The following is a 25,004-nucleotide window of genomic DNA, read 5'->3' as shown; positions in this document are numbered from 1 at the left end:
AGATCCGCTTGCGAGACCCTGACGCCTGCTCAAAGATTGAGCAGGCGCTTGCTATTTGTACGTGCGTAGGGCAAACTTGCGGCCTTGAATTTGCGGGTTAACCCGGAGGTTGACCTGCGATTCGGCCCTCGCTCTTTTCCTTCTGGTGCCCCATGGCGGCTTACGCCTCGATCACGTCCCCGGTCTCCAAATTTGCGCTCACAGGCCTCCTGCTGGTGGCTCTCGGCGCCGGAGCACAGGCCCGTGAATGGGTGGACACCCGCGCCGGACAGCCGGCACCGGAATCGATCGCGCTGGCCGAATTGCCGGTGCAGGGCCAGCGCACTTATGGGGCCATCTTGAATGGCGGCCCCTTCCAACATGAAAAGGACGGCTCGGTGTTCGGCAATCGCGAACGCCAGTTGCCGCGAGAGCGCCGGGGCCACTACCGAGAGTACACGGTCGAAACACCCGGCTCGCGTGACCGTGGCGCAAGGCGCATCGTCTGTGGAGGCGAGCGAACGACACCATCGGTGTGCTGGTACACGGCAGACCACTATGCGAGTTTCAGGCGGATCGTGCCATGAGCGATGAACTGGATTGGAGCGGCGCAACCCGGCGCCCTGAGGTAAAGATGACCACGACAACTATGGAAAGACCAGCGGAGATGACCCCCACCCTTCGGGGCGTACGACCCAATATCGTGCAGTCGATTCGTGCATTTCGCGTAAGCGATCTGCAGGAGGCGGCGCACGCAGCGGGCCAGCACTTCCTTTATGCCAACCTGGCCAACGCCCAGTCCAAGCAAGACGTGCTGGACCTGATCGCCCAGCAGTTCACCTTTCCGCAGCATTTCGGCAAGAACTTCGACGCGCTGTACGACTGCATGACCGATCCGCTGCATAAATCGGGCCCGCAGCCCGGCTTCGTCATCGTGCTCGAGCAGATTCCGGCCAACGCCAAGTTCGACAAGGAAGCGCGCGAACAACTGCTCGACATCTTCCGAGACGCCGCCGATTACTGGGGGGATCGAAAAATACCCTTCCGGTGCTTCTATTCTTTTCTGTAGCCCGTTCTGCATCCACCAGCCAAGCAGAACGGGCGAACGAGGCTAACGGGACCGAAGTGGTCCCCGCTATCGAACTCCAAGGCAATAGCGATCCGGCGGCGGAAAAGATGCCCACCGACAAACTCGTCGATGTATCTCCGCTGGCGCTTCGCATGAGCAGCCCCTTCAATGCGGGCTACTGGCTCGCCGCAGCTTAAGAAGCTATCCCATGGAAAAGCCCGTCGTCGACGGGCTTTTTTTATTGGGCCGGTCGGATCGACTGCGCCAGGGCGACGTATTCGGCCACCGCCACCTCTTCGGCGCGCCGCTGCGTATCGAAGTTGCCGTCGAAGCCGTGCTGCTCCAGCCACTTTCCCAGGCTATGGCGCAGCAGCTTGCGCCGCTGGCTGAAAGCGACCTGGACGATCTCGCCAAGCCGGGTCGGGTCCACGAAGGGCGGTTCGGCCAAGGGCACCATGCGCACCACCGCGCTGTCCACCCGCGGGGGCGGATCGAAACTCTCGGGCGGCACGAACAGCACGCTCTCCATCGCGTAGCGCCACTGAAGCATCACGCTCAGGCGGCCGTAGTCCGAAGTGGCCGGCTGCGCAATCATGCGGTCGATGACTTCCTTCTGCAGCATGAAATGCTGGTCGGCGACCAGGTGCGCGAAGTCCAGCAGGTGGAACAGGATCGGCGTCGAAATGTTGTAGGGCAGGTTGCCCACCACGCGCAAAGCCGTGGCCGGCGGCACCACCAAGCGCGCGGCAAGCGCGGCGAAATCCACCTTCAGGACATCCGATTCGATCACCTCCAGCTGGCCGTGCGCGCGCAGCCGCTGCGCCAGGTCGCGGTCCAGTTCGACCACGGTCAGCCGGCCCAGGCGCTCGACCAGGGGCTGCGTCAGCGCCGCGAGGCCCGGGCCGATCTCGACCATCGCATCGCCCGGGCGCGGCGCGATCTCTCGCACGATCGCATCGATGATGCCCGCGTCGGAGAGGAAATGCTGCCCAAAGCGCTTGCGCGCAATGTGCTTCACGGGCGGCCGCCGCGGCGCGTTGTCATCCCGCTTGCGCGGCCAGCGAAACAGGCCTGTCAGCCGAACACTGCAGAACCGGGTTGGCCGGGCCGCTGGTGTTGCCTCCGGAAAGGGGGGGGTGGACCCCGCGAAGCGGGGGAGCCACGGTGGAGAGCATCATGATTGCGGCGCCTCTCGGTACTCCACATAGGCGCGCGTGCGCAGTTCCTGCGCCCAGGTTTCGTAGGCTTCCTCGAGCTTCTTTTCGCGCAGCACGGCACGCGCGGCCTCGCGCTGCTCGGCCTGGCTCAGCTTGGCATCGCGCCGCGCGACCACCTGGATCAGGTGCACGCCGAAACGGGATACCACCGGATCGCTGATCTGCCCGGGCGCCAGCCGGTTCATCGCTTCCTCGAACTCCGGGACGAATTGCCCGGGGCGCGACCAACCCAGGTCGCCGCCTTCCTTGGCGCTGGCGTCCTGCGAGTTGTCGCGGGCCAGCCCTGCAAAATCGGCCGTGCCCTTCTGGATGCGATCTTTGAACTCGGCGAGCTGCGCCACTGCCTGCGCGGTGGTGCGCTTTGCGTCGTTGCGAAGCAGGATATGGCGCACCTGGGTCTGGGTAACGACCGCGTCGGCCGAGCCGGGCTGGCTCTTGGCCAGCACCTTGAGCACGTGGAAACCGGCGCCCGAGCGGATCGGCCCGGCGATCCCGTCGACCGCCGTCGACTGCGTGGCCTCGACGAACAGGTAGGGGTACCGGTCGGCGCTGCGCATGCCCAGTGCGCCGCCGTTGGCGCGATCGGGCGAATCGGAGAATTCCTGCGCGAGCTTGGCGAAATCCTCGCCGGCGCGCGCGCGCTGGGCAATACCCTGGGCGCGCTGCTGCAGGGTCGCGATCTGCGCCTCGGTGGCGTTCTCGGGCACCGCCACCAGGATCTGTGCGATGTTGATGTTCGGCGCCACGGCAGCGTTGGCCCCGTTGCGCTGGTCGCGCAGGAACTGGTCGACCTCGACGTCGCTGACCTTCACCTTGGCCTCGATCTCACGGTCACGCAGGCGGGTGAGCAGGAGCTGGTCGCGCAGATCGTTGCGGAAGGTCTGGGCCGAGATGCCCTCGGCCGCGACGCGGCCCCGCAGCTCGGTCAGGCTCATCTGGTTCTGCCGGGCCACCGTCTGCTCGGCCTGATCGATGGCGAGCTCGTCGACCTTGATGCCGGCTTCCTTGGCCGCCTGCAGCTGGGTGCGCTCGGCGATCAGCCGCTCCAGCACCAGGCGCGTGACCTCCGCCCTCGGCACGCGCTGCGCCTCGGCGTTCTCCTTGAGCAGGCGATCGACCCGGGACTGGACCTCGTTGTTGGTGATGGGCTCGGAATTGACGAGTGCCACGATGTATTCGGCCGAACGCTGCGCAGCCGGCGTCGCCGGCGCGGCACGCGGCGCTGGAGGTGGCGGCGCGAGGCGCGGGCCTGCTCGCATGATGTCCGTGATGCCGACGCCGGGACGCGAACCTTGCGTCTGCGCACCGGCCGCCGCGGCCAGCATTGCGAGGCACGCCAGGGTGAGGATGGAGCGGATGTGGTTCATGGCGGAAAGGCTCAGTCGTAGTTGGTGAAGCGGCTCGGTGCGGGGAAAGGTTGCCGCAGAGGCTGGTAGCGCTGGATGTTCTGGGTCAGGGTGCGCATGGGGCTTGATCCGATGGAGGCGAAACCGACGAATTCGATCTGGAACATGATGCGCGTGTTCGCCGTGGCTTGACCAGTGGTGAGGCGCTCCAGGACCACGCGTCCGATCCAGCAGCAGCCGTCGTACTCGAAGCCGAGCACGCCGTCGGTCAGCTTGCGGTCCTGCAGGCTGTAGTTGAGCCGGCCCACGGCGTACCATCGCCCGCCGCCCTGGCCACGGCCCGGGCCGAGGTCCTTGCCCTTGTCGCCCCACAGGTCGTTGACCGGCCACTGCCAGCTCACGTCCAGCGACTTGTTGCCGTCGTTGGAAGTCGGGGTCGTGTTCGCCTGGTAGCGATAGGCCGCCGAGATGTTGCGGTAGGAACCGGGGTTGTAGCGAGCGCTCAGCGCCGTGCGGGTCGACTTGTGGTCGTCGGGGTTGTACTGCACGGTGCCGTCCACGCTCCATTGCGGCGTCCAGTTGATCTGGGCGCCGAGCAGCAGGTCGCTGATGCGGTCCGACACAGGCGTGCCGCCCGGCAGCGTGACGCGCTGGTCCGCGAAGCGCAGCCGCTGCGCGATGCCGAAACGGGCCGCCTCGGCGCCGCTCTCGGGATCGATCAGCCGCGAGGTCACGCCGACGGTGAGCGTGTTGCTGTCGGAGATGCGGTCGTTGCCGGAGAAAGCATTCTCCGTGTAGACGGTCGCGAAGTTGAAGTCGTTGGCGGCCGAATCGTAATTCGGCAGCAGGCTCTGGTCGCGGTACGGCGTGTAGACGTAGAAGGCGCGCGGCTCCAGCGTCTGGCGGAAGGCGCGGCCGAAGAAGCTGGCGTCGCGCTCGAAGATCATGCCGCTGTCCAGGCTGAAGGTCGGCACCGTGCGGTTGGCCGAGCTCGCGCCGTTGGACAGCGGCGCATCGAACTGGTAGCTGCTCGCATGCAGCTGCAGCTTGGGAATGACAAAGGTGCCGGGCGTCAGGAAAGGCCTGCTCAGCGAAGCCTGTGCGAACACGCGCTCGCCATTGGGCTGCTGCTGCTGCACCGGGTCGCCGCGAAAGCGCGAGTAGTCGGTGTTGAGCGAAAAGTCGAAACCGTGCCAGTCGTACTTGTTGTAGTTGGCGGTGATCTGCGGCAGCCGGTCGTAGGGCGGCAGGATCGGCGAGAGGTCGTACTGCAGCGTCTGATACTTGAGCGCGCGCACGAGGCCGCTCCAGTCGCCCTTGCTCCAATCGAGCCGGGCGTCGTTGGACAACAAGCGCTGCGTGAGCGAAGGCGTGCGCGTGAAGTCGCGCCAGTAATCGTCGTCGCTGACGCGGTTGATGGTCACATTGGCGGCAAGCGAATCCAGCCCCAGTGCCTTGGCGTCGAACTGCTGATGGTGGTTGGCCCAGAGACCCCAGCGCCTGGAGACCGGGCGTCGCAGATCGAGGTCCTTGGCCTGGATTTCGCCGTTGGCCAGCTGCTGAAGCTGGGTATTGACCTTCTCGTCGTAGCGCTCGCCCACCAGACGGTCACTGCCCATCAGGTCGAGGCGAAGATCGCCGCTGTAATCCTTCTCGAGGTAGCGGAACTCGCTGCCCAGATTGACGCCGCGCTTGCTCATCACCTCGGGGTAGAAGGTGGCGTCGCGATTCGGCGCGATGTTCCAGTAGTACGGCACCGTGATGTCGATGCCGTTGACGCTGCCCATACCGATCGTCGGCGGCAGGAAGCCGCTCTTGCGATCGTTGCTGAGCGGAAAGCTCAGCGAGGGGAAGGGCGGCGTGCTGATGCCCATGAAGCTCAGCCGCGCGTCGGTGGCCACGCCGACGTTCTCCTCGGTGTCGGTGGTCAGCGTCGCGGCGCTCAGCAACCAGGCGGGCATCCAGCCCGGGTAGTCCTCGCGCCGGCAGGTGGTGTAGGTCGCTTGCCGGGCAATCGACACGTTGCTGTCGACGAAGTCGATCCGCTCGGCATCGCCGTGTCCGCCGGAGGCCAGGAAGCGGTAGCGCGCCTTGTTGAAGAAGCCTTCGAAAGTCTCGAGCTTGAGCTCGAGTTGCGGGCCCTCGTAGACATTGCCGGCTTGGTTCACGCGCACATTGCCGCTCGCCTTGGCGAGGTCCTCCGGCTGGTAGTACTCGAGCCGGTCTGCGTGGATCACGGTGTCGCCGCGGCGCAGCGAGGCGTTGCCTTCGATCACGGTTTCGAGGTCGGGCCGGCCGGAGATGCGATCGCCATCGACGAAGCTCGGCAGCTCGCCGCGCTGCGTCTTCGGGATGGTCTCCAGCAACTGCGGCGAGCGCTTGAGCGTGATCGGCGCGTCCAGGCCGGCGTCCTGTGCCGACGCGCCTTGGGCTTGCAGCAGCGCCAGCGTCAGCAGCGCCAGCGGCAAAGGCGGTCGGCACCGGCGCCAGTCAGCTCGGGTCAGGTCAGGCATCGGTACGGAAAGGAATCTTCGGGGGAAGGAGCGCCGGATGGCCGGGAGTTGGGGAGGCCCGCGCCGGATGGATTTGTAGAATTGATTATCCATGACAGCCTCCCCGCCCCCGGACAGCGGCGCCACGACGCCTTCCCAACCGATCAGCTGGAGCGATCCGGAGCGCGCCCACGACTTCGCACAATGGCTGGCCGCCATCGGCCCGCGGCACCGGCTGCTGCCGGCGACCGTGCGGCCGGCCTCCGCGGACGCGAGCTTCCGGCGCTACTTCCGCATCGACACGCAGGACGCAGCCGGCACCCGCATCGTGATGGATGCGCCGCCTGCCCAGGAGAACAGTGCCCCTTTCGTGCATGTCGCCCGTCTGATGCATGAGGCCGGGCTGACCGCGCCGCAGGTGCTCGAATGGGACGAGGCCCGCGGCTTCCTGCTGCTCGACGACCTCGGCCGTCAGACCATGCTCGACGTGATCGACCCTGCCGACCCCGACGCTGCCCGGCCGCTCTATGCCCAGGCGATCGACGCCCTGATCCGCTGGCAGCTGGCATCCAGGCCGCAGGTGCTGCCGCCCTACGACCGGGCGTTGCTCGAGCGCGAATTGGCCTTGTTCCCGCAGTGGTACGTGGCCCGGTACCGGGGCCTGAAGGTCGAAGGCGCACTGCAGGAGCGTCTGCAACGCAGCTTCCAGCTGATCGTCGAGAACAACCTCGCGGCACCGCGCGTCTACGTGCATCGCGACTTCATGCCGCGCAACCTGATGATCACGGGCGGCCCGGCGCTGGGCGTGCTGGACTTCCAGGACGCGGTGCATGGCCCCATCACCTACGACATCGCGAGCCTGATGCGCGATGCCTTCCTGAGCTGGGACGAGGACTTCGTGCTCGACATCACGGTGCGCTACTGGGAGCAGGCGCGCAAGGCTGGCCTGCCCGTGGACGAGGACTTCGGCGCCTTCTACCGTGCGGTCGAATGGATGGGCCTGCAGCGTCACCTGAAGGTGGCAGGCATCTTCGCGCGCCTCACGCTGCGTGACGGCAAGCCCAAGTACCTGGCCGACACGCCGCGCTTCATCACCTACATACGCGCGACCGCGAGCCGCTATCGCGAGCTGGGGCCGCTCTTGCGCGCCATCGACGAAATCGAAGGGACGCAGCCGCAGAGCGGCTTCGCGTACGGACGGATGTGAAGCCGCGCTTCCACTGCGCCACGGCAATCGCCGCGCACAGCGCGATGGCGCTCCCGCCCGGCGCAGCGCGCCACGTCCAGGTGCTGCGGCTGCAGCCGGGCGATGCGCTCACGCTCTTCGACGGCAGCGGCGGCGAGTACGCCGCCACCATCGAGCGCATGGGCCGCAGCGAAGTCACGGTGCAGGTCACTGCGCGCGCTGCGATCGAGCGCGAGGCTCCGCGCGCCGTGCATCTCGCGATCGGCATGCCGGCCAACGAGCGCATGGATTGGCTGGTCGAGAAGGCGACCGAGCTCGGCGTCGCCAGCATCCAGCCCCTGATGACGGCGCATGGCGTGCTGCGCCTGGCCGGCGAGCGCGCCGACAAGAAGCGCGCGCATTGGCAGGCGATCGCGATCGCGGCCTGCGAGCAGTGCGGCCGCAACCGGGTGCCGCTGGTGCACCCGGTGCGGGCACTGGCCGGCTGGATCGATTCGCCGCCGATCGACGATGCCGAACGCTTCGTCCTGAGCCTGGCCGAGGGCGCGCATGGCCTGCGCGAGATCCGGGACGGCGCTGCGGCCGACGGCCTGCGGGGCGCGTGCGTGCTCAGCGGCCCCGAAGGCGGCCTGAGTGCAGCCGAGGAAAGCGACGCCATCGTCCGTGGCTTTGCGCCGCTTTCGCTCGGCCCGCGCGTGCTGCGCGCCGAGACGGCGGCCCTGGCGGCGCTTGTATGGCTCGCGCATCCGTGACGAAAATCCGCAGCTCATTGTTCCACCTCCTACCGGTTCCACCTATGCCATTGCTCCTGCCCACGTCCCTGCGTGTCGCGCCCTTCCTGCTTGCCGTCCTGTGCGCCGCGGGCGCCGCCCATGCGCAGGGCTCGGCCGTGGCGCCGACGCCGACCCAGGTGAGGCCGGAGGTCGACCAGTCCTATACGCAGCTGCTCGCCGCGCCGGCCGTCAAGCAGCTGCTCGAGGCGGTGAAGGCCGACCACGAGCGCTCGGTCGAAGACCTCAGGATGCTCACCGAGATCGAAGCGCCGCCCTTCAAGGAGCAGAAGCGCGCCGAGGCCTTCCTCGCGCGCATGAAGGCGCTGGGCCTCAGCGACGCGCGCATCGACGCCGAGGGCAACGTCGTCGGCCTGCGCAAGGGCACGGGCAACGGGCCCAAGCTGCTGATCTCGGCCCATCTCGACACGGTCTTTCCCGCTGGCACCGACGTCAAGGTGAAGGAGCGCGACGGCAAGCTTTACGCACCCGGCATTTCGGATGACACGCGCGGCCTGGCGGTGCTGTTGTCCTGGCTCAAGGTGCTCAACGACAACAACATCCAGACCGTGGGCGACCTGCTGTTCGTCGGCAATGTGGGCGAAGAGGAACTGGGCAACCTGCGCGGCATGAAGGCGCTCTTCCGCGAGCACCTCGACATCGACGGCATGGTGGGCCTGGAGCCGGCGCCCGACGGCACGGTGCTGATGCTGGGCACCGCGAGCCATCGCTACGAAGTGAACTTCAAGGGCCCGGGCGGCCACAGCTACGCCGCTTTCGGCCAGGTGCCCAGCGCGATCCACGGCATGGGCCGCGCGATCGCCAAGATCGCAGAGATCAAGACACCCAGCTTCCCCAAGACGACCTTCACCGTGGGCACGGTCGGCGGCGGCACATCGGTCAACACCATCGCGCCCGATGCGCGCATGGCGGTGGACATCCGCTCCGACGAGATGGGCGCACTGCTCGAGACCGAGAAGAAGATCTTGGCGGCGCTCGACGAGGCGGTGTCGGAGGAGAACAAACGCTGGAACGTCAACACGCTCAGCGTCAGCCACAAGCTGATCGGGGACCGGCCGGGCGGGCGCACGCCTTCGGACTCGGTGATCGTCGAGGCGGCCGTGCGCGCCAACAGCGCCTTCGGCCACAAGACCCTGCTGAGCGGCGCCAGCACCGACGCCAACGTGCCGATGTCGCTGGGCATCCCCGCCATCATCGTCGGCGGCGGCGGCAAGACCGGCGGCTTCCATGCGCTGTCCGAGTGGATCGACGTGACAGACGGCTGGAAAGGCGCGCAGAATGCCCTCGCCACCGTGCTCGGGCTGGTCGGCGTGCAAGGTGTGACCCAGCCCCTGCTGCCCAAGCGCCCGCCGCGCCAGCCTTCCTAGCGCTTCCCCCCTTCTTTACTTTCAGGAGCCCATCATGGGACTGCTCGATTCGGTACTCGGACAAGTGCTCGGCGGCGTGCAGCCGCAGCAGCCCCAGGGCGGCGGCTTGGGCGGGCTCGGTGAGCTCGGCGGCCTCGCGGGTGCGCTCGGCGGACTGCTCGCCAACAACGGCGAGGTGGGGGGCCTCGGCGGACTGGTCTCCAAGTTCGAACAGGCCGGCATGGGCGACGTGATCGCTTCGTGGATCGGCAAGGGCGAGAACCAGCCGATCTCTGACGGCCAGCTGCAGGACGCGCTGGGCAGCGACGTCGTCTCCGGCCTCTCGCAGAAGCTCGGCATCACCGCCGCCACGCTGCTGCCGATGCTGGCCACGCTGCTGCCCATGTTGATCGACCGGCTCACGCCAAGGGGCCAGGCGCCGGCCGAGGGCCTCGGCGACCAGGACGAGCTGCTGTCCTCGCTCAGCGGATTGCTTCCAAAGGGCTGAAGCAATCGATGAACCGCAATCTCTGGCTGCTCGCCGTCTGCCAGGGCTTGTTCCTGACCAACAACGTCGCCTTCATCGCGATCAACGGCCTGGTCGGACTGGCACTGGCGCCGCGCGGCTGGATGGCCACGCTGCCCGTCATGGGCTATGTGGTGGGCGGCGCGCTCGCCACCGGGCTGGTGGCGCGCACGCAGCGGCGCTTCGGGCGGCGCCGCTCCTTCCAGATCGGACTGGCGGTGGCCCTGGGCTCGGCGCTGCTGTGCGCGCAGGCCGCGTTCTGGCAAGACTTCTGGCTGCTGTGCGCGGCCACGTTGGTGGCCGGCTACTACAACGCGAACGCCGCCCTCTATCGCTTCGCTGCCGCCGAGCTCGCGGCGCCGGCGTGGCGCGAGAAGGCGGTCTCGCTGGTGATGGCAGGCGGCTTGATCGGCGCCGTGGCGGGCCCGAACCTCGCGGCCCTCACACGCAACTGGTTCGCGGTGCCCTTCGCAGGCGTCTATCTCGCCCTGGGCGCGGTGGCGCTGCTCGCGATGGGGCTGATGCACTTCATCGACTTTCCTGCGCCGCCTGCCAAGCGTGCAGCAGCGGGCGGGCGCCCGCTCGCCGAGATCGTGCGCCAGCCGGTGTTCATCGTCGCCGCGTTGTCGGGTGCCCTGGGCTTCGGCGTCATGAACCTGCTGATGGCCGCCACGCCGATCGCCATGCAGGTCTGCAGCCTGCCCTTCGAGGATGTGGCGCTGGTGCTCGAATGGCACGTGATCGGCATGTTCGCGCCGGGCTTCTTCACCGGCCACCTGATCCGCCGGTTCGGCGCGCTACCGGTGATGGGCCTGGGCCTGCTGCTCAACCTGGGTTGCATCGCGGTGGCGCTGTCGGGTGTGGAACTGCATCGGTTTCTCCTTGCGCTCTTCCTGCTGGGCCTCGGCTGGAATTTTCTCTTTACCGGCAGCACGACCCTGTCGCTCTCGGCCTACACGGCCGAGGAAAGGGACCGTGCGCAAGGCGCGCTCAACTTCTGCGTGTTCGCGACGCTGGCGCTGAGCTCCTTCACTTCCGGCGTTCTGGTCACGACGCAAGGCTGGCGCCTGCTGAACCTCGGTTCGCTGTTGCCGGTGTTCCTGACGGGCGCAGGGCTGCTGTGGCTGGCCCGCAAGCGGCGCACCGTGGCTGCAGCGGCGTCCGCCTAGACCGGCTGGAAGCGGCCATCGAGCCAGCGCGCGAGCGTTCCGAAGACGGGCTCGGCCTCCAGCTCGTTGAAGATCTCGTGGTACAGCGCCGGAAAGCAGGTGACGGTCAGCACCGCGGCGGGCGCGGCCTCCGCGAAGCGGCGGCTGCCGGCCGGCTTCACCAGCCGATCGTCGCCGGCGTAAATCAACAGGGTGGGCACGCTCCAGCGCGGCGCTGCCGCTTGCACGATCGCACCTTCGTCGGCCAAAAAGCGCGCCAGCCGCGCGCCGATGCGGTCGTGGCACAGCGGGTCCGCGCGGTAGCCCTGGACCACGGCCTGATCGTGAGAGAGATAGCGCTCGTCGAGGCCGTTGCCCACGCGCAGGGTGGGCGCCACGCGCGACAGCACGGCGATCAGCAGCTTTTGAAACAGGCCGAGCCCGGGATCCAGCCCCGGCGACGAGAGCACCAGCGCGTCGACGGGCCGCACCGCGCGCGCCACGAAGCTCGCGGCGACCAGCCCGCCCAGGCTGTGACCCAGCAGGACCAGCGGCAACCCGGGGTGGTGGCGGCGCGTGTCGTCGATCACGAGCGCCAGGTCATCGACCAATCGCATCACGCTGGGCAATCCGCCGCGCGCGCCGCTCGACGCGCCATGGCCATGGTGATCGGCGGCGCGGACCGCAAAACCCCAGGCGTTGAGGCGTTGCGCCACATGGGCATACCGGCCGGCATGCTCGCCAATGCCATGCACGAGCACGACGACGCCCCTGGTATTCCGATCGGGCGGGATCGGCCACTCGTGCAGCGCCAGCGTTTCGCCGTCGGGCGTGCGCAACTGTGCTTGCGGCAGGGACCCCGCGGCCGGCTTCAAGCGCCCGCGGCGCGCGCTGCCGGCAGCGCGGCGATCACCTCGGCCACGGCCGCCGTCAGCTTCTTGGCGTAGGGCACATGCAGGAACTCGTTGGGCCCGTGTGCATTGCTCTTGGGACCGAGCACGCCGCAGACCATCATCTGCGCTTTCGGGAAACCGACACTCAGCATGTTCATGAGCGGAATGGTCCCGCCCTGCCCGATGTAGCCGCAGCTCGCGCCGAAATGCGCCTGCGACGCGGCGTCGAGCGCGCGCTCGAACCACGGCGCGGTCGAAGGCGCATTCCAGCCGGTGGCGCCGCCATTGCTTTCGAAGGTGACCTTGGCCTGGTAGGGCGCGTTGTCTTCGAGCAGTGTCTTGAGCTCCTGCACGGCCCGGTCGGCATCGACCAGCGGCGGCAGGCGCAGTGAGAGCTTGAAGGCGGTGTAAGGACGCAGCACGTTGCCCGCGTCCTTCAGCGCCGGGAAGCCTTCGGCGCCGGTCACGGAGAGGGTGGGCTTCCAGGTGCGATTGATCAGCGCCTCCACCGGGTCGCTGGTGGTCGGCAACGCGAAGGCGGTCGCGCCGCCGCAGTCGTAGTGCGCCCAGGGGAAGCGCTTGTAGACCTCGTCGCCCAGGATCTCGGCGGTGGCCTTGGCCTGTGCGAGGCGGTCGGCCGGCAGCTCGCAGTGAAAGCTCTGCGGCAGCAGGCGGCCGGTCTTGCTGTCCTCCAGGCGGTCCAGCACCTGGCGCATGATCCGGAAGCTCGAGGGCACGAGGCCTGAGGCGTCGCCGGAGTGCACGCCCTCGGTCAGGATCTCGACCTTCAGCGTCCCGCTCGCCATGCCGCGCAACGAAGTGGTGAGCCACAGCTGGTCGTAGTTGCCGGCGCCCGAATCGAGGCAGATCACGAGTCCCACTTCGCCGAGGCGCGGCCGCAGCGCGTCGATGTAGGGCAGCAGGTCGTAGGAGCCGGACTCCTCGCAGGTCTCGATCAACCCGACCACGCGCGGATGGGCCGCGCCTTGCGCCTTCAGCGCCTGCAGCGCCGCGATGCTCGCGTACACGGCGTAGCCGTCATCCGCGCCGCCGCGGCCATAGAGCAGGCCGTCTTCGTACTTGGGCGTCCATGGGCCGAGATCGCTGCGCCAGCCGGTGAACTCGGGCTGCTTGTCCAGGTGGCCGTACATCAGCACGGTTTCGCTCATGTCGGTGCCGGTGGCCGGCACTTCGAAGAAGAGCACCGGCGTGCGCCCTTCGAGCCGCACGATCTCGAGCTTCAGGCCCTCGACCTTCTGCGCCTCGACCCAGGCGGCGGCGTTGCGCATCACGGTGTCGAGGTAGCCGTTCTGCACCCAGTCCTTGTCGAAGCTGGGCGACTTGGCAGGGATGGCGATGTAGTCGGTGAGCTGGCGGACGATGTCCTGGTCCCATTTCGTCGAGACGTCGGACAGGGCGCGCTCGGGGTCGAGCAGGCCCGAAGGCATTTCGCGGTGCAGGGGAGCGTTCATAAGGTTCTCCGCGTGGTGGGACTGGCGAGTGGTCTCGCGAATTATGGGCGCATGCCGCGCGGGCCGCAGGCCTTTGGGCTAATCTCTGCCGGCTTCGAAGTGGCAACCCGATCGGAGGCAGATCTTGAGCAGCAACAACACGAACAAGCGCATTCGCGTCGGCGTCGGCGGCTGGACCTACGAGCCCTGGCGCAAGAACTTCTATCCCGAAGGCCTGCCACACAGCCAGGAGCTGCACTATGCGAGCAGGCACCTCACGGCCATCGAGGTCAACGGCACCTACTACAGCGGCTTCAAGCCGCCGACCTTCAAGAAGTGGCACGACGAGACGCCAGAGGACTTCATGTTCTCGCTCAAGGCCTCGCGCTTCGCGACCAACCGCAAGCAGCTGTCCACGGCGGGCGAGTCGATCTCGCGCTTCGTCGAGAGCGGCATCACTGAACTGGGCAAGAAGCTCGGACCGATCGTCTGGCAGTTCATGCCGACCAAGGCTTTCGACGCAGAGGACTTCGAGGCCTTTCTCGCGCTGCTGCCGAAGAAGGAGGGCAGCCATGCGCTGCGCCACGTGCTGGACGTGCGGCACCCGAGCTTCATGACACCGGCCTACCTGGCGCTGGCGCGCAAGTACCAGGCGGCCACGGTCTTCACCGATGCGGACAAGTTTCCATCCTTTGCCGATCTCACGTGCGATTTCGTCTATGCGCGCCTGATGATGAGCCAAGCCGAGCAGAAGACCGGCTATGCGCCCAAGGCCCTCGATGCCTGGGCCGAGGCGGGGAAGACGTGGGCCGGCGGCGGCCTGCCGGAGGCACTGCCCTACGTCGAAGAGCGCGGCAAGGGCACGAAGAGCGCGCGCGACGTCTTCATCTACTTCATCAACGGCGCAAAAGAAAAGGCACCGGCGGCTGCCGGTGCCTTGATTCAGCGCCTGGGCTGAGCGCGCGAAGGACGCGGGCTCAGGCGGCGGCTTGCAGGGCGGGCTTGCTGGCGCTGCTGCTGCCGGCCGAGGTGCCGAAGCTGATCTCGCCGGAGAGCTGGCCGCCTTCCTCGATCACGATCTTGCCGTAGCGGATCTTGCCGGTGACCTTGCCGGTGGAGTGGATGACGAGCTTCTCGCGCACCGTCAGGTTGCCATCGAAGAGGCCGCGGATCTCGGCAAGATCGATCTCGGCCGAGCCCTTGAAGGCGCCTTGCTCGGCGATCTGCATGACACGCGAATCCATCGTCGCTTCGACAAGACCTTCGACCACGAGCGTGTCGCAGTCCGTGATCTCGACGCCCTTGAGCTTGATGTTGGGGCCGACGGTGAGTTTGCTGCCGCCTTCCTTGGCCGCCGCGCTGGCCGCCGACTGCGCCGACTGCGACGACAGGTTCGACGGCGTCACGGGCGAGCCCGACAGATTGGTGCCGGAGCCCACCAGCGGCGCGGGACGAGAGACAAGTGGTTCGGCTTCGCGATCACGCTTGCCGAAGAAGGGGGACTGTGTGGCCAATGGGAAGCTCCTCAAAAGGGGTCATCGTAAGAACGCCCTCCAAGCTCGCTGCACTTCATTGCGCAAGAAGCGTAACTGAATACGTCTCGAATGGCGGTCCCTGGGAACTTTCTTCTGCGTCTGCCGCGTTTGACGCTGAACTCATGCGAGCCCAGGCCGCGAACCCTCGATGTCAATTTGTGCCGGCAGCCAGGCAGCGCGCCCCTGCGCAGCATTGTCGATCGTCGCCACGAAGCGGGCCACTGCGGGCTCCGGCAAGCTCAGGGAGAAATGCACGAGGGTCTCGTGGCGCACCCCGCGCAGCGTGGCACCTGCCGCCGCCAGCTCACGGCGCACGAGGCCCTCGAGCGCGTAGGGCACGGCACAGTGCAAGTGGCACTGCTTCACCAGCGGCATCAGCGTTGCACCGACCAAGGCCTGCGCGATGCTGTCGGTGTACGCACGCACCAGTCCGCCGGCACCGAGCTTGACACCCCCGAAGTAGCGCACGACGGTCGCGAGCACGCCCTCGAGCGCATGGTGCCGCAGCACTTCCAGCATGGGCCGGCCGGCGGTGCCGCCGGGCTCGCCGTCGTCGTTGGCGGCCGATTGCCCGCCGGCCATCAGCGCCCAGCACACATGGGCCGCGCCGGGATGCGCCTGACGCAAGGTTTCGACGATGGCCTGCGCGGCCGTGCGATCGGGCACCGGCTGCACGCAGCCGATGAAGCGGCTCTTCCTGATCAGGAGCTCGCTGTGCAATGGCGCGGCGAGGGTGAAGGCCATCCTGTTCGCGGCGGGGGCCGAGGGCTCAGCGCTCGCGCTCGAATTTGAAAACGGCCGTGCCGGCGCGCGCGTTCGGCAGCCAGCGCACCTCGGTGCCTTCCTGCAGGCCGAAGGCGTCGAGCACGCGCAGGTGGTTCTTGCGCGCGAGCACCTCGAAGTCCTTGAAGGTGCCGACCCGGATGTTCGGGGTGTCGTACCACTGGTAGGGCAGGCGCCGTGTCACCGGCATGCGGCCGCGCGCGATGCTGATGCGATTCGGCCAGTGCGCGAAATTGGGGAAGGCGACGATGCCGATGCGACCGACGCGTGCCGTCTCGCGCAGCATCACCTCGGCATTGCGAAGATGCTGCAGCGTGTCGATCTGCAGGACGACATCGAAGGAGGCGTCGTCGAACATCGCCAAGCCTTCGTCGAGATTGAGCTGGATCACGTCGACGCCATGACGGATGCATTGCAGCACGTTGCCGTCGGCGATCTCGACGCCGTATCCGCTGCAGCCGCGCTCGCGCTGCAGCAGGTCGAGCAAGGCGCCATCGCCGCAGCCGAGATCGAGCACGCGCGAGCCCTCGGGCACGAGGCGCGCAATCAGGCGCTGGGTGTCCAGGTCGCTCATCGCGTCGCTCCCTCTTTCGCGATGCGTTCGAAGTAGGAGCGCACGAGGCTCATGTAGCGAGGGTCGTCGAGCAGGAAGGCGTCGTGCCCGTGCGGTGCATCGATCTCCGCATAGCTCACGTGGCGGCGGTTGTCGAGCAGCGCCTTCACGATCTCGCGGCTGCGCGCGGGCGCGAAGCGCCAGTCGGTGCTGAAGCTCACGATCAGGAAGCGCGCGGTGGCCGGCGCCAGCGCAGCGCGCAGGTCGCCGCCGTGGGCGCGCGCGGGGTCGAAGTAGTCGAGCGCACGGGTGATCAGCAGGTAGGTGTTGGCGTCGAAGTACTCGCTGAACTTGTCGCCGTTGTAGCGCAGGTAGCTCTCGATCTGGAACTCGACCTCCTGCGTCGAGTAGAGGAAGTCCGTGCCGGCCACGTCGCCCTCGACAGCGTTGCGCAGGGCGCGGCCGAACTTCTCGTTCATCAGGTCGTCGCTCTGGTAGGTGATGTGGCCGATCATGCGGGCGATGCGCAGGCCGCGCTTGGGGATCACGCCATGCTCGTAGAAGTTGCCGCCGTTGAAGTCGGGGTCGGTCACGATGGCGCGGCGGGCCACTTCGTTGAAGGCGATGTTCTGCGCCGTCAGGCTGGGCGCGCTGGCGATCACGACCGCATGGCGCACACGCTGCGGGTACTGCAAGGTCCATGACAGCGCCTGCATGCCGCCCAGGCTGCCGCCCATCACGGCGGCCAGCGTTTCGATGCCGAGCGCATCGAGCAGGGCGGCCTGCGCGCGCACCCAGTCCTCGACGGTGACCACCGGAAAGTCGGCGCCGTAGATGCGACCCGTCGCGGGATTGGCGTGCATCGGGCCGGTGGAGCCGAAGCAGGAGCCCAGGTTGTTGATGCCGATGACGAAGAAGCGATCGGTGTCGACGGGCTTGCCTGGACCGATCATGTTGTCCCACCAGCCTTCGGACTTCTCCTGGTCCGCATACACGCCAGCCACGTGATGCGAGGCGTTCAGCGCATGGCAGACCAGCACGGCGTTGCTGCGATGCGCGTCGAGCGTGCCGTAGGTTTCGTAGGCCAGGCTGTAATCGGAGATCGTCGCGCCGCTGCTGAGCGGCAGCGGACCCGCGAAGAACATCGATTGCGAAGAGACGAGCAGAGACATGGAAAAAGAAAACCCGGCCTCGCCAAAAACGAGCCAGGTCGGGCATCCGTCTTTAGCAGCATTTGTTAAGCGCCCGCAAGCTGGAGCAAATCGGCGCGTCCGGGGAGTATATGCCGCTCAAGCCCATCGGATCAACGCGCCGGCGCCGAGCAGCAGGAACAGCGCGGCGGACACGCCGTGCACCAGCTTGATGGGCACGCGCTTCACGATGCGCTCGCCCATCCACACCACCGGCGCATTGGCCAGCATCATTCCGAGCGTGGTGCCGAGCACGACCCATGCGTAGGCATCGACGTAGCGTGCGGCGAGCATGACGGTGGCGATCTGTGTCTTGTCGCCCATCTCGGCGAGAAAGAAGGCGACCAGGGTCGTGCCGAAGACGCCGAGGCGCGAGGCCTTCGGCAGTTCGTCCTCGTCGAGCTTGTCCGGGATCAGCATCCACAACGCCATTGCGATGAAGGAGCAGCCCAGGATCCAGCGCAGCACATCGGGCCCGAGCGCGTGGGTGACCCAGTTGCCCACCGCGCCCGCGAGCCCATGATTGACGACCGTGGCCGCGAAGATGCCAAGCACGATCGGCCAGGGCCTGCGAAAGCGCGCGGCCAGGACCAGCGAGAGCAGTTGGGTTTTGTCGCCCATTTCGGCGAGTGCGACCACGCCGGTCGCGACTAGAAAAGCTTCCATGGAAAAAGGGACTCCTCGGCCGAAGGACGCAATTGACCGTGCAACACCTTCGGCCACATCCGAAGCTGCACGGTCAAAGGTCTCGCCAGGTGGAACACTGTCTGCGCCATGTCCGACACGCGGCCGGGCAAGTCTGTTGACGCACACCCTTCTCGCGATGGAAGGCGGCTACTCCCCAATGACCGGGCGATTCTAGCCGTGCGCATGCCTCGCTTTGTGAGCGGGCGCAAACTTCAACTATTTTTCACGGGGGCGTTTTTGCGGGCAAATTCCTACTTGCGCGCCATTCATTTCACCCATAATGCACGAGCCTCTCACTTGATTTTCGGGTGGGCGGCGATTCGGTGATCGGTCAGTTTCGCGCGGCCCAGCGGCCTTCTCGTGGGTGGTGCTCCCGGGACTCCATCGCTTTTTCTTTGTGTTTATAGGAGTCCCTTCATGGGCAACAAACTGTACGTCGGCAACCTGCCCTATTCGGCACGCGACGGTGATCTTGAGCACGCATTCAGCCAGTTCGGCACGGTGACGAGCGCCAAGGTCATGATGGAGCGCGACTCCAGCCCGCCTCGTTCCAAGGGTTTCGGTTTCGTGGAAATGGGCAGCGACGCAGAAGCGCAAGCGGCCATCAAGGGCATGAACGGCCAGGACATGGGCGGTCGCAGCGTCGTCGTGAACGAGGCGCGCCCCATGGAAGCGCGGCCTCCTCGTAGCGGCGGCTACGGTGGCGGCGGTGGCTATGGCGGCGGGGGTGGCGGCGGCTACGGTGGTGGTGGCGGCGGCGGCCGCAGTGGTGGTGGCGGCTACGGCGGTGGCGGCGGCCGCAGTGGTGGTGGCGGCTACGGCGGTGGTGGCGGCGGCGACGGCGGTTTCCGTAGCCCGTATGGCGCCGGCCCGCGTGGCGGCGGTCGCGGTGGCTACGGCGGCGGCGGTAACAGCGGCGGCAACAGCGGCTACTGATCCACATCCTGCCCGTATCAAAAAGGCTCCCTCGGGAGCCTTTTGTGTTGATCGACACGGTCCGCTCGTCGCCGGCTATAAGGCCTATTCGGTGCGCCTTTTCTTTCGGCCGCGTCCCTGAACGGCCAGATCGAACAAGGGATTGGGCAGCACTCGCATGAGCTTCACCACCACACCCATCTGCCACGGAATTACGCGATAGCTGACGCCGGCCTCGATGGCGAGGAAGGCGCGATCGGCGAAGGTTTCTGGCTGCAGCAGGAAGGGCATGCCGTACCGGTTGCCCCGGGTGAGCGGCGTATCGACATAGCCGGGCAACAGCGTGACCACCTTGACGCCGCTGGCGCGCAGTTCGCCGCGCAGGCTCTCGCAATAGGCCACCACGCCGGCCTTGCTGGCGCAGTAGGCGCCATGGCCGGGCAGACCGCGAATCGCGGCGACGCTGGCGATGCCCACCAGCCGTCCGCGGCCCCGCGCACGCATCGCGGCGACGAACGGATGGAAGGTGGCGGCCAAGCCGACGTTGTTGATGGCCAGCGTCTCGGCCAACACGTCGAGATCGCCGCGATCTTCGGTGTCGATGCCGACACTGATGCCGGCATTCGCGATGACCACCTCGGGCACCCCCTGGCGCTCGATGCACGCGGCGCCCGCCGCCACGATGCTGTCGATCTGCGCCACGTCAGCGCCATAGACCTGGACATCAGCCGCGCCGATGCCGCGGGAGGCGGCCCATGCTTCGATCTCGCCGGTGCGCCGCGCAGCCAGGGCCAGCCGGTAGCCCGCCTCGTGGAAACGCGCCGCCAGCGCCTGCCCGATGCCGCTCGACGCGCCGGTGACGAAGGCCAGGGGCTTCAACGCTTGACCCCGGGCGTGGACGGCATCAGCAGGCCACGCACGCGGCCGCGCAGGTTCGCCACGCCCGAGAGGTTGTCGTAGTCCATCGAGTCGGCGGTGAACTGGTCAGAGCCGCGGACCAGGGTGACGGGCTTGTTCGACCGGACCCGCTCCGTGTCGAGAAAAGCATGCAGGAACTCGCCGCGAAATTCCAGCCGCGGCACGACCTTGCCGTCCGGCGTGGTGGCCGCTTCGCGCACCACGATCGCGTTGCCGAAGAGCTGGACCTCGCTGCCATCGGCATTCGACAGGCCGCGGTTGGCTGTGGCGCGGGTGGTCAGGCCTTCGGGTGACACGGCGCGCACGCGCACCTGATCCACCTCCATGGTGTCCGTGTCCGGATAGTGCCGTCCTTCAGTGCCGAACAGCTCGCTGCGCAGTTCGCCGCTGGGCAGGAAGTTCTTGATCACGAAGTCGCGCATGAAGTAGTCGGCCTCGTGCTTGGGCGCCTCCTTGGGGGCAGGCTCGAGCAGCTTCGGCGCATTGCGCACCAGCCAGTAGGTGCCCAGCGCGAGCATCGCCGTCAGGATGATCGGCAGGTAGATCGTCACCCGGTCGAATGTGTCGCGCAGCAGGCTCCAGGCCGCCTTCGGCTTCATGCGGCGGGACCCCGCGCGATGTCCAGCAGGCGCCGATAGTGGCCGCCGGCCGTCAGCAGGAGATCGCAGAATTCACGCGCCGCGCCTTCGCCGCCGCGCGCGGACGTCACATGGTGCGCAATGGCGCGCACTTCCGCGTGCGCGTTGGCGGGCGCAGCGGCGAAGGCGACGCGCGTAAGCACCGGAAGGTCCGGCCAGTCGTCCCCGATGGCGGCGGCCTGGGTCCATTCGAAGCCGAGCAGCGCGAGCATGGCCTGCGCGGCCGGCAGCTTGTCTTCGGTGCCGTAGCGCACATGCTCGATGCCCAAGGCCTGCAGGCGCAGGCGCAGGGGCTTGGAGTCGCGGCCCGTGATCACGGCCGGCGTGATTCCCGCCAGTCGCAGCAGCTTGAGGCCATAGCCGTCGAGAATGCTGAATCGCTTGAGCGTTTCGCCGTGCTCGCTAAAGTACACGCCGCCATCCGTCAGCACGCCGTCGACGTCGAAGAAGGCGACGCGGATGTCCTGGGCGGCAAGCAAGGTCTCCGCCGTGAATGGGAGCGCCATCAGATGACTTTCGCGCGCATCAGGTCGTTGATGCTGAGCGCGCCGATCAGCACGCCCGCGGCGTCGATCACGAGGACGCTGGTGATCCTGTGCTGCTCCATCAGCTCGGCCGCCTCTGCTGCCAGCGCGTCGGCGCGCAACGTGCGCGGGCCGACGTGCATCACGTCGGCGGCGGTCAGGGCGCGCAGGTCCGCGCCGGTCTCGATCTGGCGGCGCAGGTCGCCGTCGGTGAAGATGCCGATCGCACGGCCTTCGCGGTCGACGACCGCGGTGGCGCCCAGGCCCTTGGAGCTCATCTCCCGCATCAACTCGCTGAAGCTGGCGCCGGAAACCACCCTCGGCACAGCATCGCCGGAACGCATGACGTCGCCGACGTGAGTCAGCAGCTTGCGGCCCAGGGCGCCGCCCGGATGCGAGCGCGCGAAATCTTCGGTGCCGAAACCGCGCGCATCGAGCAGCGCGACCGCTAGTGCATCGCCCATGGCCATCTGGGCGGTGGTGCTGGCGGTCGGCGCGAGGTTGAGCGGGCAAGCTTCTTTTTCGACGCCGCTGTCGAGGACGATGTCGGCGTGGTGGGCGAGCGTAGAGTCGACGCGGCCGGTGATCGCGATCAGCGGCACGCCCTGCCGCTTGACGACCGGCAGGATCACCGTGAGCTCGTCGACCTCGCCGCTGTTGGAAATGGCGAGCACCAGATCGACAGGCTTGATCATGCCGAGGTCCCCGTGGCTGGCCTCGGCAGGATGCACGAACATGGCGGGCGTGCCGGTGGAGGCGAGCGTGGCCGCGATCTTGCGGCCGACGTGGCCGCTCTTGCCCATGCCCATGACCACGACGCGGCCGCGCACCTCGAGGATCTTCTGCACGGCCTGCACGAAGCTCGCGCCGATGCGCTGCTTGAGGCCGAGCACGGCGGCAGCTTCGATGTCGAAGGTGGTGCGGGCCCGCGCAAGCATTGCGTTGGAGGAGGCGGAAAGGGCCGGATCTGGGCTGGAGCGCATCACGGGATTTTATCGGTCGCGCACCGCACAGCCGTTCCGAAGAGGGCTCGCACTGCAGCGGAAGGCGGAGGCAGGCCAATGAACGCCCGCGATGGAGGTTCCATTCAGTAGCATCGGACCATGTCCTCCTTCGATCTCACGCTGATGTACCTGCTCGCGGCAGTGGTCGGCGTGGTGGCCTGCCGCTTCCTGCGCCTGCCGCCGATGCTGGGGTATCTGGGAGCGGGCGTGCTCATCGGACCGCACGCGCTGGCCTTGGCCGAGGACGCCGAGGGCATCCGGCACCTGGGCGAATTCGGCGTGGTCTTCCTCATGTTCGTGATCGGGCTGGAATTCAGCCTGCCCAAGCTGCGCGCGATGCGCAAGCATGTATTCGGCCTGGGGCTGCTGCAGGTCATGCTGACCATGGCGATCGCGACATTGGGCGGGCTGCTGCTCGCCTCGTGGCTGCCACCCGACTGGCAGCTGGGCTGGCAGACGGCGCTGGCGCTCTCCGGGGCGCTCACCATGAGCAGCACCGCGATCGTGGTGAAGCTGATGGCCGAACGGCTGGAGCTGGAGAGCGAGCACGGCAAGCGGGTGATGGGCGTGCTGTTGTTCCAGGACCTTGCCGTGGTGCCCTTGCTGGTCTTGATCCCGGCGCTGGGCGCTCCGCCCGAGGCCATGCTGAAGGCGCTGGCCATCGCCTGGCTGAAGGCCAGCTTCCTGGTGGCGGTGCTGCTCTATGGGGGGCCGCGCGTCATGCGCTGGTGGCTGACCCTGGTCGCACGCCGGCGAAGCGAAGAGCTCTTCATGCTCAACCTGCTGCTCGTCACGCTGGGACTGGCCTGGCTGACAGAACTGGCGGGGCTGAGTCTGGCGCTCGGGGCCTTCGTGGCCGGAATGCTGGTCTCCGAAACCGAGTTCAAGCACCAGGTGGAGACGGACATCCGGCCGTTCCACGACCTGCTGCTGGGACTTTTCTTCATCTCCATCGGGATGTCGCTCGACTGGCACATCGTGGTCCAGCGCTGGGCCCTGGTCGGGGTCCTGCTGCTGCTCCCGCTCACCTTCAAACTGGTGCTGGTCACGCTGCTGGCGCGCTTGCTGGGCGCCACGGCCGGCGTGTCGCTGCGCACCGGGCTGTACCTGGCCCAAGCGGGGGAGTTCGGCTTCGTGCTGCTGACCCTCGCGCAAGGGCGGGAGCTGTTGCCGTCCTGGCTCGCGAACCCGGTGCTTGCCTCGATGGTGCTGTCGATGCTGGCGACACCCTTCATCATCCTGTACAGCGACCGCATCGTGCGCAAGCTGGTGGCCAGCGACTGGCTGCAGCAGTCGCTGCAGATGACCTCGATCGCGCGAAAGACCATCAACACCGCCCAGCACGTGATCATCTGCGGCTACGGACGCTGCGGGCAGAACCTGGCGCGCATTCTCGAACGCGAGGGCATCCCCTACCTGGCGCTCGACCTGGACCCCGATCGTGTGCACCAGGCGGCCGCGGCAGGCGACTCGGTGGTGTTCGGCGACGCGGCGCGGCTGCAGGCGCTGATGGCGGCCGGCCTGGCCCGCGCCAGCGCGGTGGTCGTGACTTACCTCGACAGCCCCGGGGCGCTCAAGGTGCTGGCCAACACGAGGGCCCATGCGCCGCAGGTGCCGGTGATCGTGCGCACCAAGGACGACCGCGAGCTGGAGAAGCTGCAGGCCGCCGGCGCGACCGAAGTGGTGCCGGAAGCGATCGAGGGCTCCCTGATGCTCGCCAGCCACGCCTTGGCGCTGGTCGGGGTACCGATGCGGCGCGTGATCCGCGTGGTGCAGGACCAGCGCGACGCCCGCTACAACCTCCTGCGCGGCTACTTCCACGGTGCCGACGACGACAACGCCGATGAGCTCGACCACGAGCGGCTCAACAGCATCACGCTCACCGGCGACGCACAGGCGGTGGGCCGACCGCTGGACCAGCAGACGCTCGAGGCGGTGGGCGTGCGGGTGGTGGGCCTGCGCCGGCACAACGGCAAGGCTGAGACGGTGAGCGACGACCTTGTGCTGGCTGACGGGGACACCCTGGTGCTGTCGGGCAAACCTGGCGCACTCGCCCTCGCCATCGAGCAGTTGCACAAGGGCTGAGGTCGCCCCGCAAGACGCGCCTCAGTTGGCGAGGGCGGGGTTGCGCTTCTCCTCGTCGGTCTGCTGCTGGCGCCGCACCGCGTCGCACTGGGCATGTGCCCTGAGCTCGGGCTTGGCGCATTGCGCGACCATGCAGCGCGCACGGCCGAAGAAGCCCTGGCCCGCACAGGCCGCCTCGGGGCTGGGCGGCACGACAGGCGCCGCTGGCGCCGTGCCGACGACCGCCACAGGTGGCGGCGCAGGCGGGGGTACCGGCACCGGCACGGCTGGCGCGACGGGGGAGGCCTTTCGCGGCTTGGGTGCTGTGGCGGCCGTCGACTTCGTCGCTGCCGCAACCGCATGCTTGGGCGGGGCTTCGGCCTCGCGGGGACGTGGGGTGGCCGGGGGCGGGTCGGCAATGGCGGTTGTCTGCGGGGCTGGTGCGGGCACCTCAGGCGTAAGGGGCGCGGTTGGGGCAGGCACCTCAGCAGGTGCCGGCGCGCCAGGGGCAGGCGGCACCGGTTCTGGGGCGGAGGCTGGGGCTGGGGCTTCGGTCGTGGGGACGGGCGGCGCCACGGCGGCCGGCTGCGTTGCCGCAAGTGTCTGGTCCGCAGCCGGCACGGTGGCAGTACGCCGACTCTGGACATACCAACCGCCCGCCGCGAGCACAAGGAGCAGCAAGGCCAGCACGGCCCGGGGCACCTTGGATCGGCGCGAGGGCAGCGAATTGGAGAGGCCGGCGGCCCGCG

25 protein-coding genes and 1 riboswitch are annotated in these 25,004 nt (G+C 67.7%); of the genes, 10 read left to right on the top strand and 15 right to left on the bottom strand.

Annotated elements, in window-relative coordinates:
• The first annotated feature begins 152 nt into the window (after positions 1 to 152).
• Both J2739_RS01725 and J2739_RS01720 read left to right on the top strand, forming a co-directional pair.
• Positions 153 to 566, top strand: a complete 414-nt coding sequence (locus J2739_RS01725; RefSeq protein ID WP_309897975.1) for a guanyl-specific ribonuclease — start codon at positions 153 to 155, stop codon at positions 564 to 566.
• Between the two features lie 47 nt (positions 567 to 613).
• Positions 614 to 1,048 carry a barstar family protein gene (locus tag J2739_RS01720; protein ID WP_309898695.1) on the top strand — a complete coding sequence of 145 codons (435 nt, stop codon included), beginning with the start codon at positions 614 to 616 and terminating at the stop codon, positions 1,046 to 1,048.
• Positions 1,049 to 1,286: 238 nt separating this feature from the next.
• Here J2739_RS01720 and rsmA read toward each other — a convergent pair whose 3' ends face one another.
• The 3 genes from rsmA to J2739_RS01705 all read right to left on the bottom strand — a co-directional run bounded on the left by rsmA (position 1,287) and on the right by J2739_RS01705 (position 6,124).
• The gene (gene rsmA / locus J2739_RS01715; RefSeq protein ID WP_309897974.1) at positions 1,287 to 2,066 is read right to left on the bottom strand and encodes a 16S rRNA (adenine(1518)-N(6)/adenine(1519)-N(6))-dimethyltransferase RsmA; all 780 of its coding nucleotides are present in this window, start codon (positions 2,064 to 2,066) and stop codon (positions 1,287 to 1,289) included.
• 156 nt (positions 2,067 to 2,222) lie between these two features.
• Positions 2,223 to 3,632, bottom strand: coding sequence for a peptidylprolyl isomerase (locus tag J2739_RS01710; protein ID WP_309897973.1), 1,410 nt, complete (start codon positions 3,630 to 3,632; stop codon positions 2,223 to 2,225).
• 11 nt (positions 3,633 to 3,643) lie between these two features.
• Positions 3,644 to 6,124, bottom strand: a complete 2,481-nt coding sequence (locus J2739_RS01705; protein ID WP_309897972.1) for an LPS-assembly protein LptD — start codon at positions 6,122 to 6,124, stop codon at positions 3,644 to 3,646.
• A gap of 91 nt (positions 6,125 to 6,215) precedes the next feature.
• On the opposite strand from J2739_RS01705, the gene J2739_RS01700 reads away from it, so the two are divergent.
• Genes J2739_RS01700 through J2739_RS01680 form a run of 5 tightly spaced genes read left to right on the top strand, consistent with a single transcriptional unit; the run spans position 6,216 to position 11,121 of the window.
• Positions 6,216 to 7,310 carry an aminoglycoside phosphotransferase family protein gene (locus tag J2739_RS01700; RefSeq protein WP_309897971.1) on the top strand — a complete coding sequence of 365 codons (1,095 nt, stop codon included), beginning with the start codon at positions 6,216 to 6,218 and terminating at the stop codon, positions 7,308 to 7,310.
• Entirely contained in the window at positions 7,307 to 8,041 is a 735-nt protein-coding gene (locus tag J2739_RS01695; protein WP_309897970.1) for a 16S rRNA (uracil(1498)-N(3))-methyltransferase, read from the top strand. Before J2739_RS01700 ends, J2739_RS01695 begins: the two co-directional genes overlap by 4 nt.
• Before the next feature lie 44 nt (positions 8,042 to 8,085).
• Positions 8,086 to 9,447 carry a M20/M25/M40 family metallo-hydrolase gene (locus J2739_RS01690; protein WP_309897969.1) on the top strand — a complete coding sequence of 454 codons (1,362 nt, stop codon included), beginning with the start codon at positions 8,086 to 8,088 and terminating at the stop codon, positions 9,445 to 9,447.
• Between the two features lie 34 nt (positions 9,448 to 9,481).
• Positions 9,482 to 9,934: a YidB family protein gene (locus J2739_RS01685; RefSeq protein ID WP_309897968.1), complete on the top strand. Its 453-nt coding sequence runs from the start codon at positions 9,482 to 9,484 to the stop codon at positions 9,932 to 9,934.
• Between the two features lie 8 nt (positions 9,935 to 9,942).
• Complete coding sequence (locus tag J2739_RS01680) at positions 9,943 to 11,121, top strand: MFS transporter (protein ID WP_309897967.1); 1,179 nt, start codon at positions 9,943 to 9,945, stop codon at positions 11,119 to 11,121.
• On the opposite strand, the gene J2739_RS01675 is transcribed toward J2739_RS01680, so the two are convergent.
• Both J2739_RS01675 and J2739_RS01670 read right to left on the bottom strand, forming a co-directional pair.
• A complete protein-coding gene (locus tag J2739_RS01675) occupies positions 11,118 to 11,939 on the bottom strand; it encodes an alpha/beta hydrolase (protein WP_405053804.1) in 822 nt (273 codons plus the stop codon). The two genes, J2739_RS01680 and J2739_RS01675, sit on opposite strands and share 4 nt — an antisense overlap.
• 32 nt (positions 11,940 to 11,971) lie before the next feature.
• Entirely contained in the window at positions 11,972 to 13,465 is a 1,494-nt protein-coding gene (locus tag J2739_RS01670) for a M20 family metallopeptidase (RefSeq protein ID WP_309897965.1), read from the bottom strand.
• A 124-nt stretch (positions 13,466 to 13,589) separates the two neighbouring features.
• Here J2739_RS01670 and J2739_RS01665 point away from each other — a divergent pair, with 124 nt between their 5' ends.
• Positions 13,590 to 14,402, top strand: a complete 813-nt coding sequence (locus J2739_RS01665) for a DUF72 domain-containing protein (protein WP_309897964.1) — start codon at positions 13,590 to 13,592, stop codon at positions 14,400 to 14,402.
• 19 nt (positions 14,403 to 14,421) lie between these two features.
• On the opposite strand, the gene J2739_RS01660 is transcribed toward J2739_RS01665, so the two are convergent.
• The 5 genes from J2739_RS01660 to J2739_RS01640 form a co-directional block, all read right to left on the bottom strand.
• Positions 14,422 to 14,958, bottom strand: a complete 537-nt coding sequence (locus J2739_RS01660) for a bactofilin family protein (protein WP_309897963.1) — start codon at positions 14,956 to 14,958, stop codon at positions 14,422 to 14,424.
• A 141-nt stretch (positions 14,959 to 15,099) separates the two neighbouring features.
• Entirely contained in the window at positions 15,100 to 15,723 is a 624-nt protein-coding gene (locus J2739_RS01655; protein ID WP_309897962.1) for an IMPACT family protein, read from the bottom strand.
• A 25-nt stretch (positions 15,724 to 15,748) separates the two neighbouring features.
• Complete coding sequence (gene metW, locus J2739_RS01650) at positions 15,749 to 16,336, bottom strand: methionine biosynthesis protein MetW (protein WP_309897961.1); 588 nt, start codon at positions 16,334 to 16,336, stop codon at positions 15,749 to 15,751.
• Positions 16,333 to 17,487: a homoserine O-succinyltransferase MetX gene (gene metX / locus J2739_RS01645; protein WP_309897960.1), complete on the bottom strand. Its 1,155-nt coding sequence runs from the start codon at positions 17,485 to 17,487 to the stop codon at positions 16,333 to 16,335. The genes metW and metX overlap by 4 nt, the downstream gene beginning before the upstream one ends.
• Positions 17,488 to 17,604: 117 nt before the next feature.
• Entirely contained in the window at positions 17,605 to 18,171 is a 567-nt protein-coding gene (locus J2739_RS01640; RefSeq protein ID WP_309897959.1) for a TMEM165/GDT1 family protein, read from the bottom strand.
• A gap of 7 nt (positions 18,172 to 18,178) precedes the next feature.
• Positions 18,179 to 18,360: riboswitch (yybP-ykoY riboswitch) on the bottom strand.
• A gap of 249 nt (positions 18,361 to 18,609) precedes the next feature.
• Between J2739_RS01640 and J2739_RS01635 the strand changes: the two genes are divergently transcribed.
• Positions 18,610 to 19,128, top strand: coding sequence for an RNA recognition motif domain-containing protein (locus J2739_RS01635; protein ID WP_309897958.1), 519 nt, complete (start codon positions 18,610 to 18,612; stop codon positions 19,126 to 19,128).
• 84 nt (positions 19,129 to 19,212) lie between these two features.
• Here the strand turns inward: J2739_RS01635 and J2739_RS01630 are convergent, their stop codons facing one another.
• From J2739_RS01630 to J2739_RS01615, 4 genes are read right to left on the bottom strand one after another with little or no spacing between them, the layout of a single operon-like run.
• Positions 19,213 to 19,986, bottom strand: coding sequence for an SDR family oxidoreductase (locus J2739_RS01630; protein ID WP_309897957.1), 774 nt, complete (start codon positions 19,984 to 19,986; stop codon positions 19,213 to 19,215).
• The gene (gene lptC / locus J2739_RS01625; protein WP_309897956.1) at positions 19,983 to 20,624 is read right to left on the bottom strand and encodes an LPS export ABC transporter periplasmic protein LptC; all 642 of its coding nucleotides are present in this window, start codon (positions 20,622 to 20,624) and stop codon (positions 19,983 to 19,985) included. Before lptC ends, J2739_RS01630 begins: the two co-directional genes overlap by 4 nt.
• A complete protein-coding gene (locus J2739_RS01620) occupies positions 20,621 to 21,169 on the bottom strand; it encodes a KdsC family phosphatase (RefSeq protein ID WP_309897955.1) in 549 nt (182 codons plus the stop codon). The genes lptC and J2739_RS01620 overlap by 4 nt, the downstream gene beginning before the upstream one ends.
• Positions 21,169 to 22,170: a KpsF/GutQ family sugar-phosphate isomerase gene (locus tag J2739_RS01615; RefSeq protein WP_309897954.1), complete on the bottom strand. Its 1,002-nt coding sequence runs from the start codon at positions 22,168 to 22,170 to the stop codon at positions 21,169 to 21,171. The genes J2739_RS01620 and J2739_RS01615 overlap by 1 nt, the downstream gene beginning before the upstream one ends.
• A gap of 120 nt (positions 22,171 to 22,290) precedes the next feature.
• Between J2739_RS01615 and J2739_RS01610 the strand changes: the two genes are divergently transcribed.
• The gene (locus J2739_RS01610) at positions 22,291 to 24,276 is read left to right on the top strand and encodes a monovalent cation:proton antiporter family protein (protein ID WP_309897953.1); all 1,986 of its coding nucleotides are present in this window, start codon (positions 22,291 to 22,293) and stop codon (positions 24,274 to 24,276) included.
• Between the two features lie 21 nt (positions 24,277 to 24,297).
• Here the strand turns inward: J2739_RS01610 and J2739_RS01605 are convergent, their stop codons facing one another.
• On the bottom strand, positions 24,298 to 24,468 hold the full coding sequence (locus J2739_RS01605) for a hypothetical protein (RefSeq protein ID WP_309897952.1): 171 nt from the start codon (positions 24,466 to 24,468) through the stop codon (positions 24,298 to 24,300).
• Positions 24,469 to 25,004 lie beyond the last annotated feature (536 nt).

It is taken from the genome of Variovorax soli, from assembly GCF_031454625.1.
Lineage (GTDB): Bacteria > Pseudomonadota > Gammaproteobacteria > Burkholderiales > Burkholderiaceae_C > Variovorax > Variovorax soli_A.
The sequence above is the reverse complement of the archived record's forward strand: the minus strand, read 5'-3'. Positions and strand labels throughout refer to the sequence as shown.

Coding starts and splice junctions, on each gene's coding strand:
- J2739_RS01725 (WP_309897975.1), top strand. CDS start 153: ATGGCGGCTTACGCCTCGATCACGTCCCCGGTCTCCAAATTTGCGCTC.
- J2739_RS01720 (WP_309898695.1), top strand. CDS start 614: ATGACCACGACAACTATGGAAAGACCAGCGGAGATGACCCCCACCCTT.
- J2739_RS01710 (WP_309897973.1), bottom strand. CDS start 3,632: ATGAACCACATCCGCTCCATCCTCACCCTGGCGTGCCTCGCAATGCTG.
- J2739_RS01705 (WP_309897972.1), bottom strand. CDS start 6,124: ATGCCTGACCTGACCCGAGCTGACTGGCGCCGGTGCCGACCGCCTTTG.
- J2739_RS01700 (WP_309897971.1), top strand. CDS start 6,216: ATGACAGCCTCCCCGCCCCCGGACAGCGGCGCCACGACGCCTTCCCAA.
- J2739_RS01690 (WP_309897969.1), top strand. CDS start 8,086: ATGCCATTGCTCCTGCCCACGTCCCTGCGTGTCGCGCCCTTCCTGCTT.
- J2739_RS01685 (WP_309897968.1), top strand. CDS start 9,482: ATGGGACTGCTCGATTCGGTACTCGGACAAGTGCTCGGCGGCGTGCAG.
- J2739_RS01680 (WP_309897967.1), top strand. CDS start 9,943: ATGAACCGCAATCTCTGGCTGCTCGCCGTCTGCCAGGGCTTGTTCCTG.
- J2739_RS01670 (WP_309897965.1), bottom strand. CDS start 13,465: ATGAACGCTCCCCTGCACCGCGAAATGCCTTCGGGCCTGCTCGACCCC.
- J2739_RS01655 (WP_309897962.1), bottom strand. CDS start 15,723: ATGGCCTTCACCCTCGCCGCGCCATTGCACAGCGAGCTCCTGATCAGG.
- metW (WP_309897961.1), bottom strand. CDS start 16,336: ATGAGCGACCTGGACACCCAGCGCCTGATTGCGCGCCTCGTGCCCGAG.
- metX (WP_309897960.1), bottom strand. CDS start 17,487: ATGTCTCTGCTCGTCTCTTCGCAATCGATGTTCTTCGCGGGTCCGCTG.
- J2739_RS01640 (WP_309897959.1), bottom strand. CDS start 18,171: ATGGAAGCTTTTCTAGTCGCGACCGGCGTGGTCGCACTCGCCGAAATG.
- J2739_RS01635 (WP_309897958.1), top strand. CDS start 18,610: ATGGGCAACAAACTGTACGTCGGCAACCTGCCCTATTCGGCACGCGAC.
- lptC (WP_309897956.1), bottom strand. CDS start 20,624: ATGAAGCCGAAGGCGGCCTGGAGCCTGCTGCGCGACACATTCGACCGG.
- J2739_RS01620 (WP_309897955.1), bottom strand. CDS start 21,169: ATGGCGCTCCCATTCACGGCGGAGACCTTGCTTGCCGCCCAGGACATC.
- J2739_RS01615 (WP_309897954.1), bottom strand. CDS start 22,170: ATGCGCTCCAGCCCAGATCCGGCCCTTTCCGCCTCCTCCAACGCAATG.
- J2739_RS01610 (WP_309897953.1), top strand. CDS start 22,291: ATGTCCTCCTTCGATCTCACGCTGATGTACCTGCTCGCGGCAGTGGTC.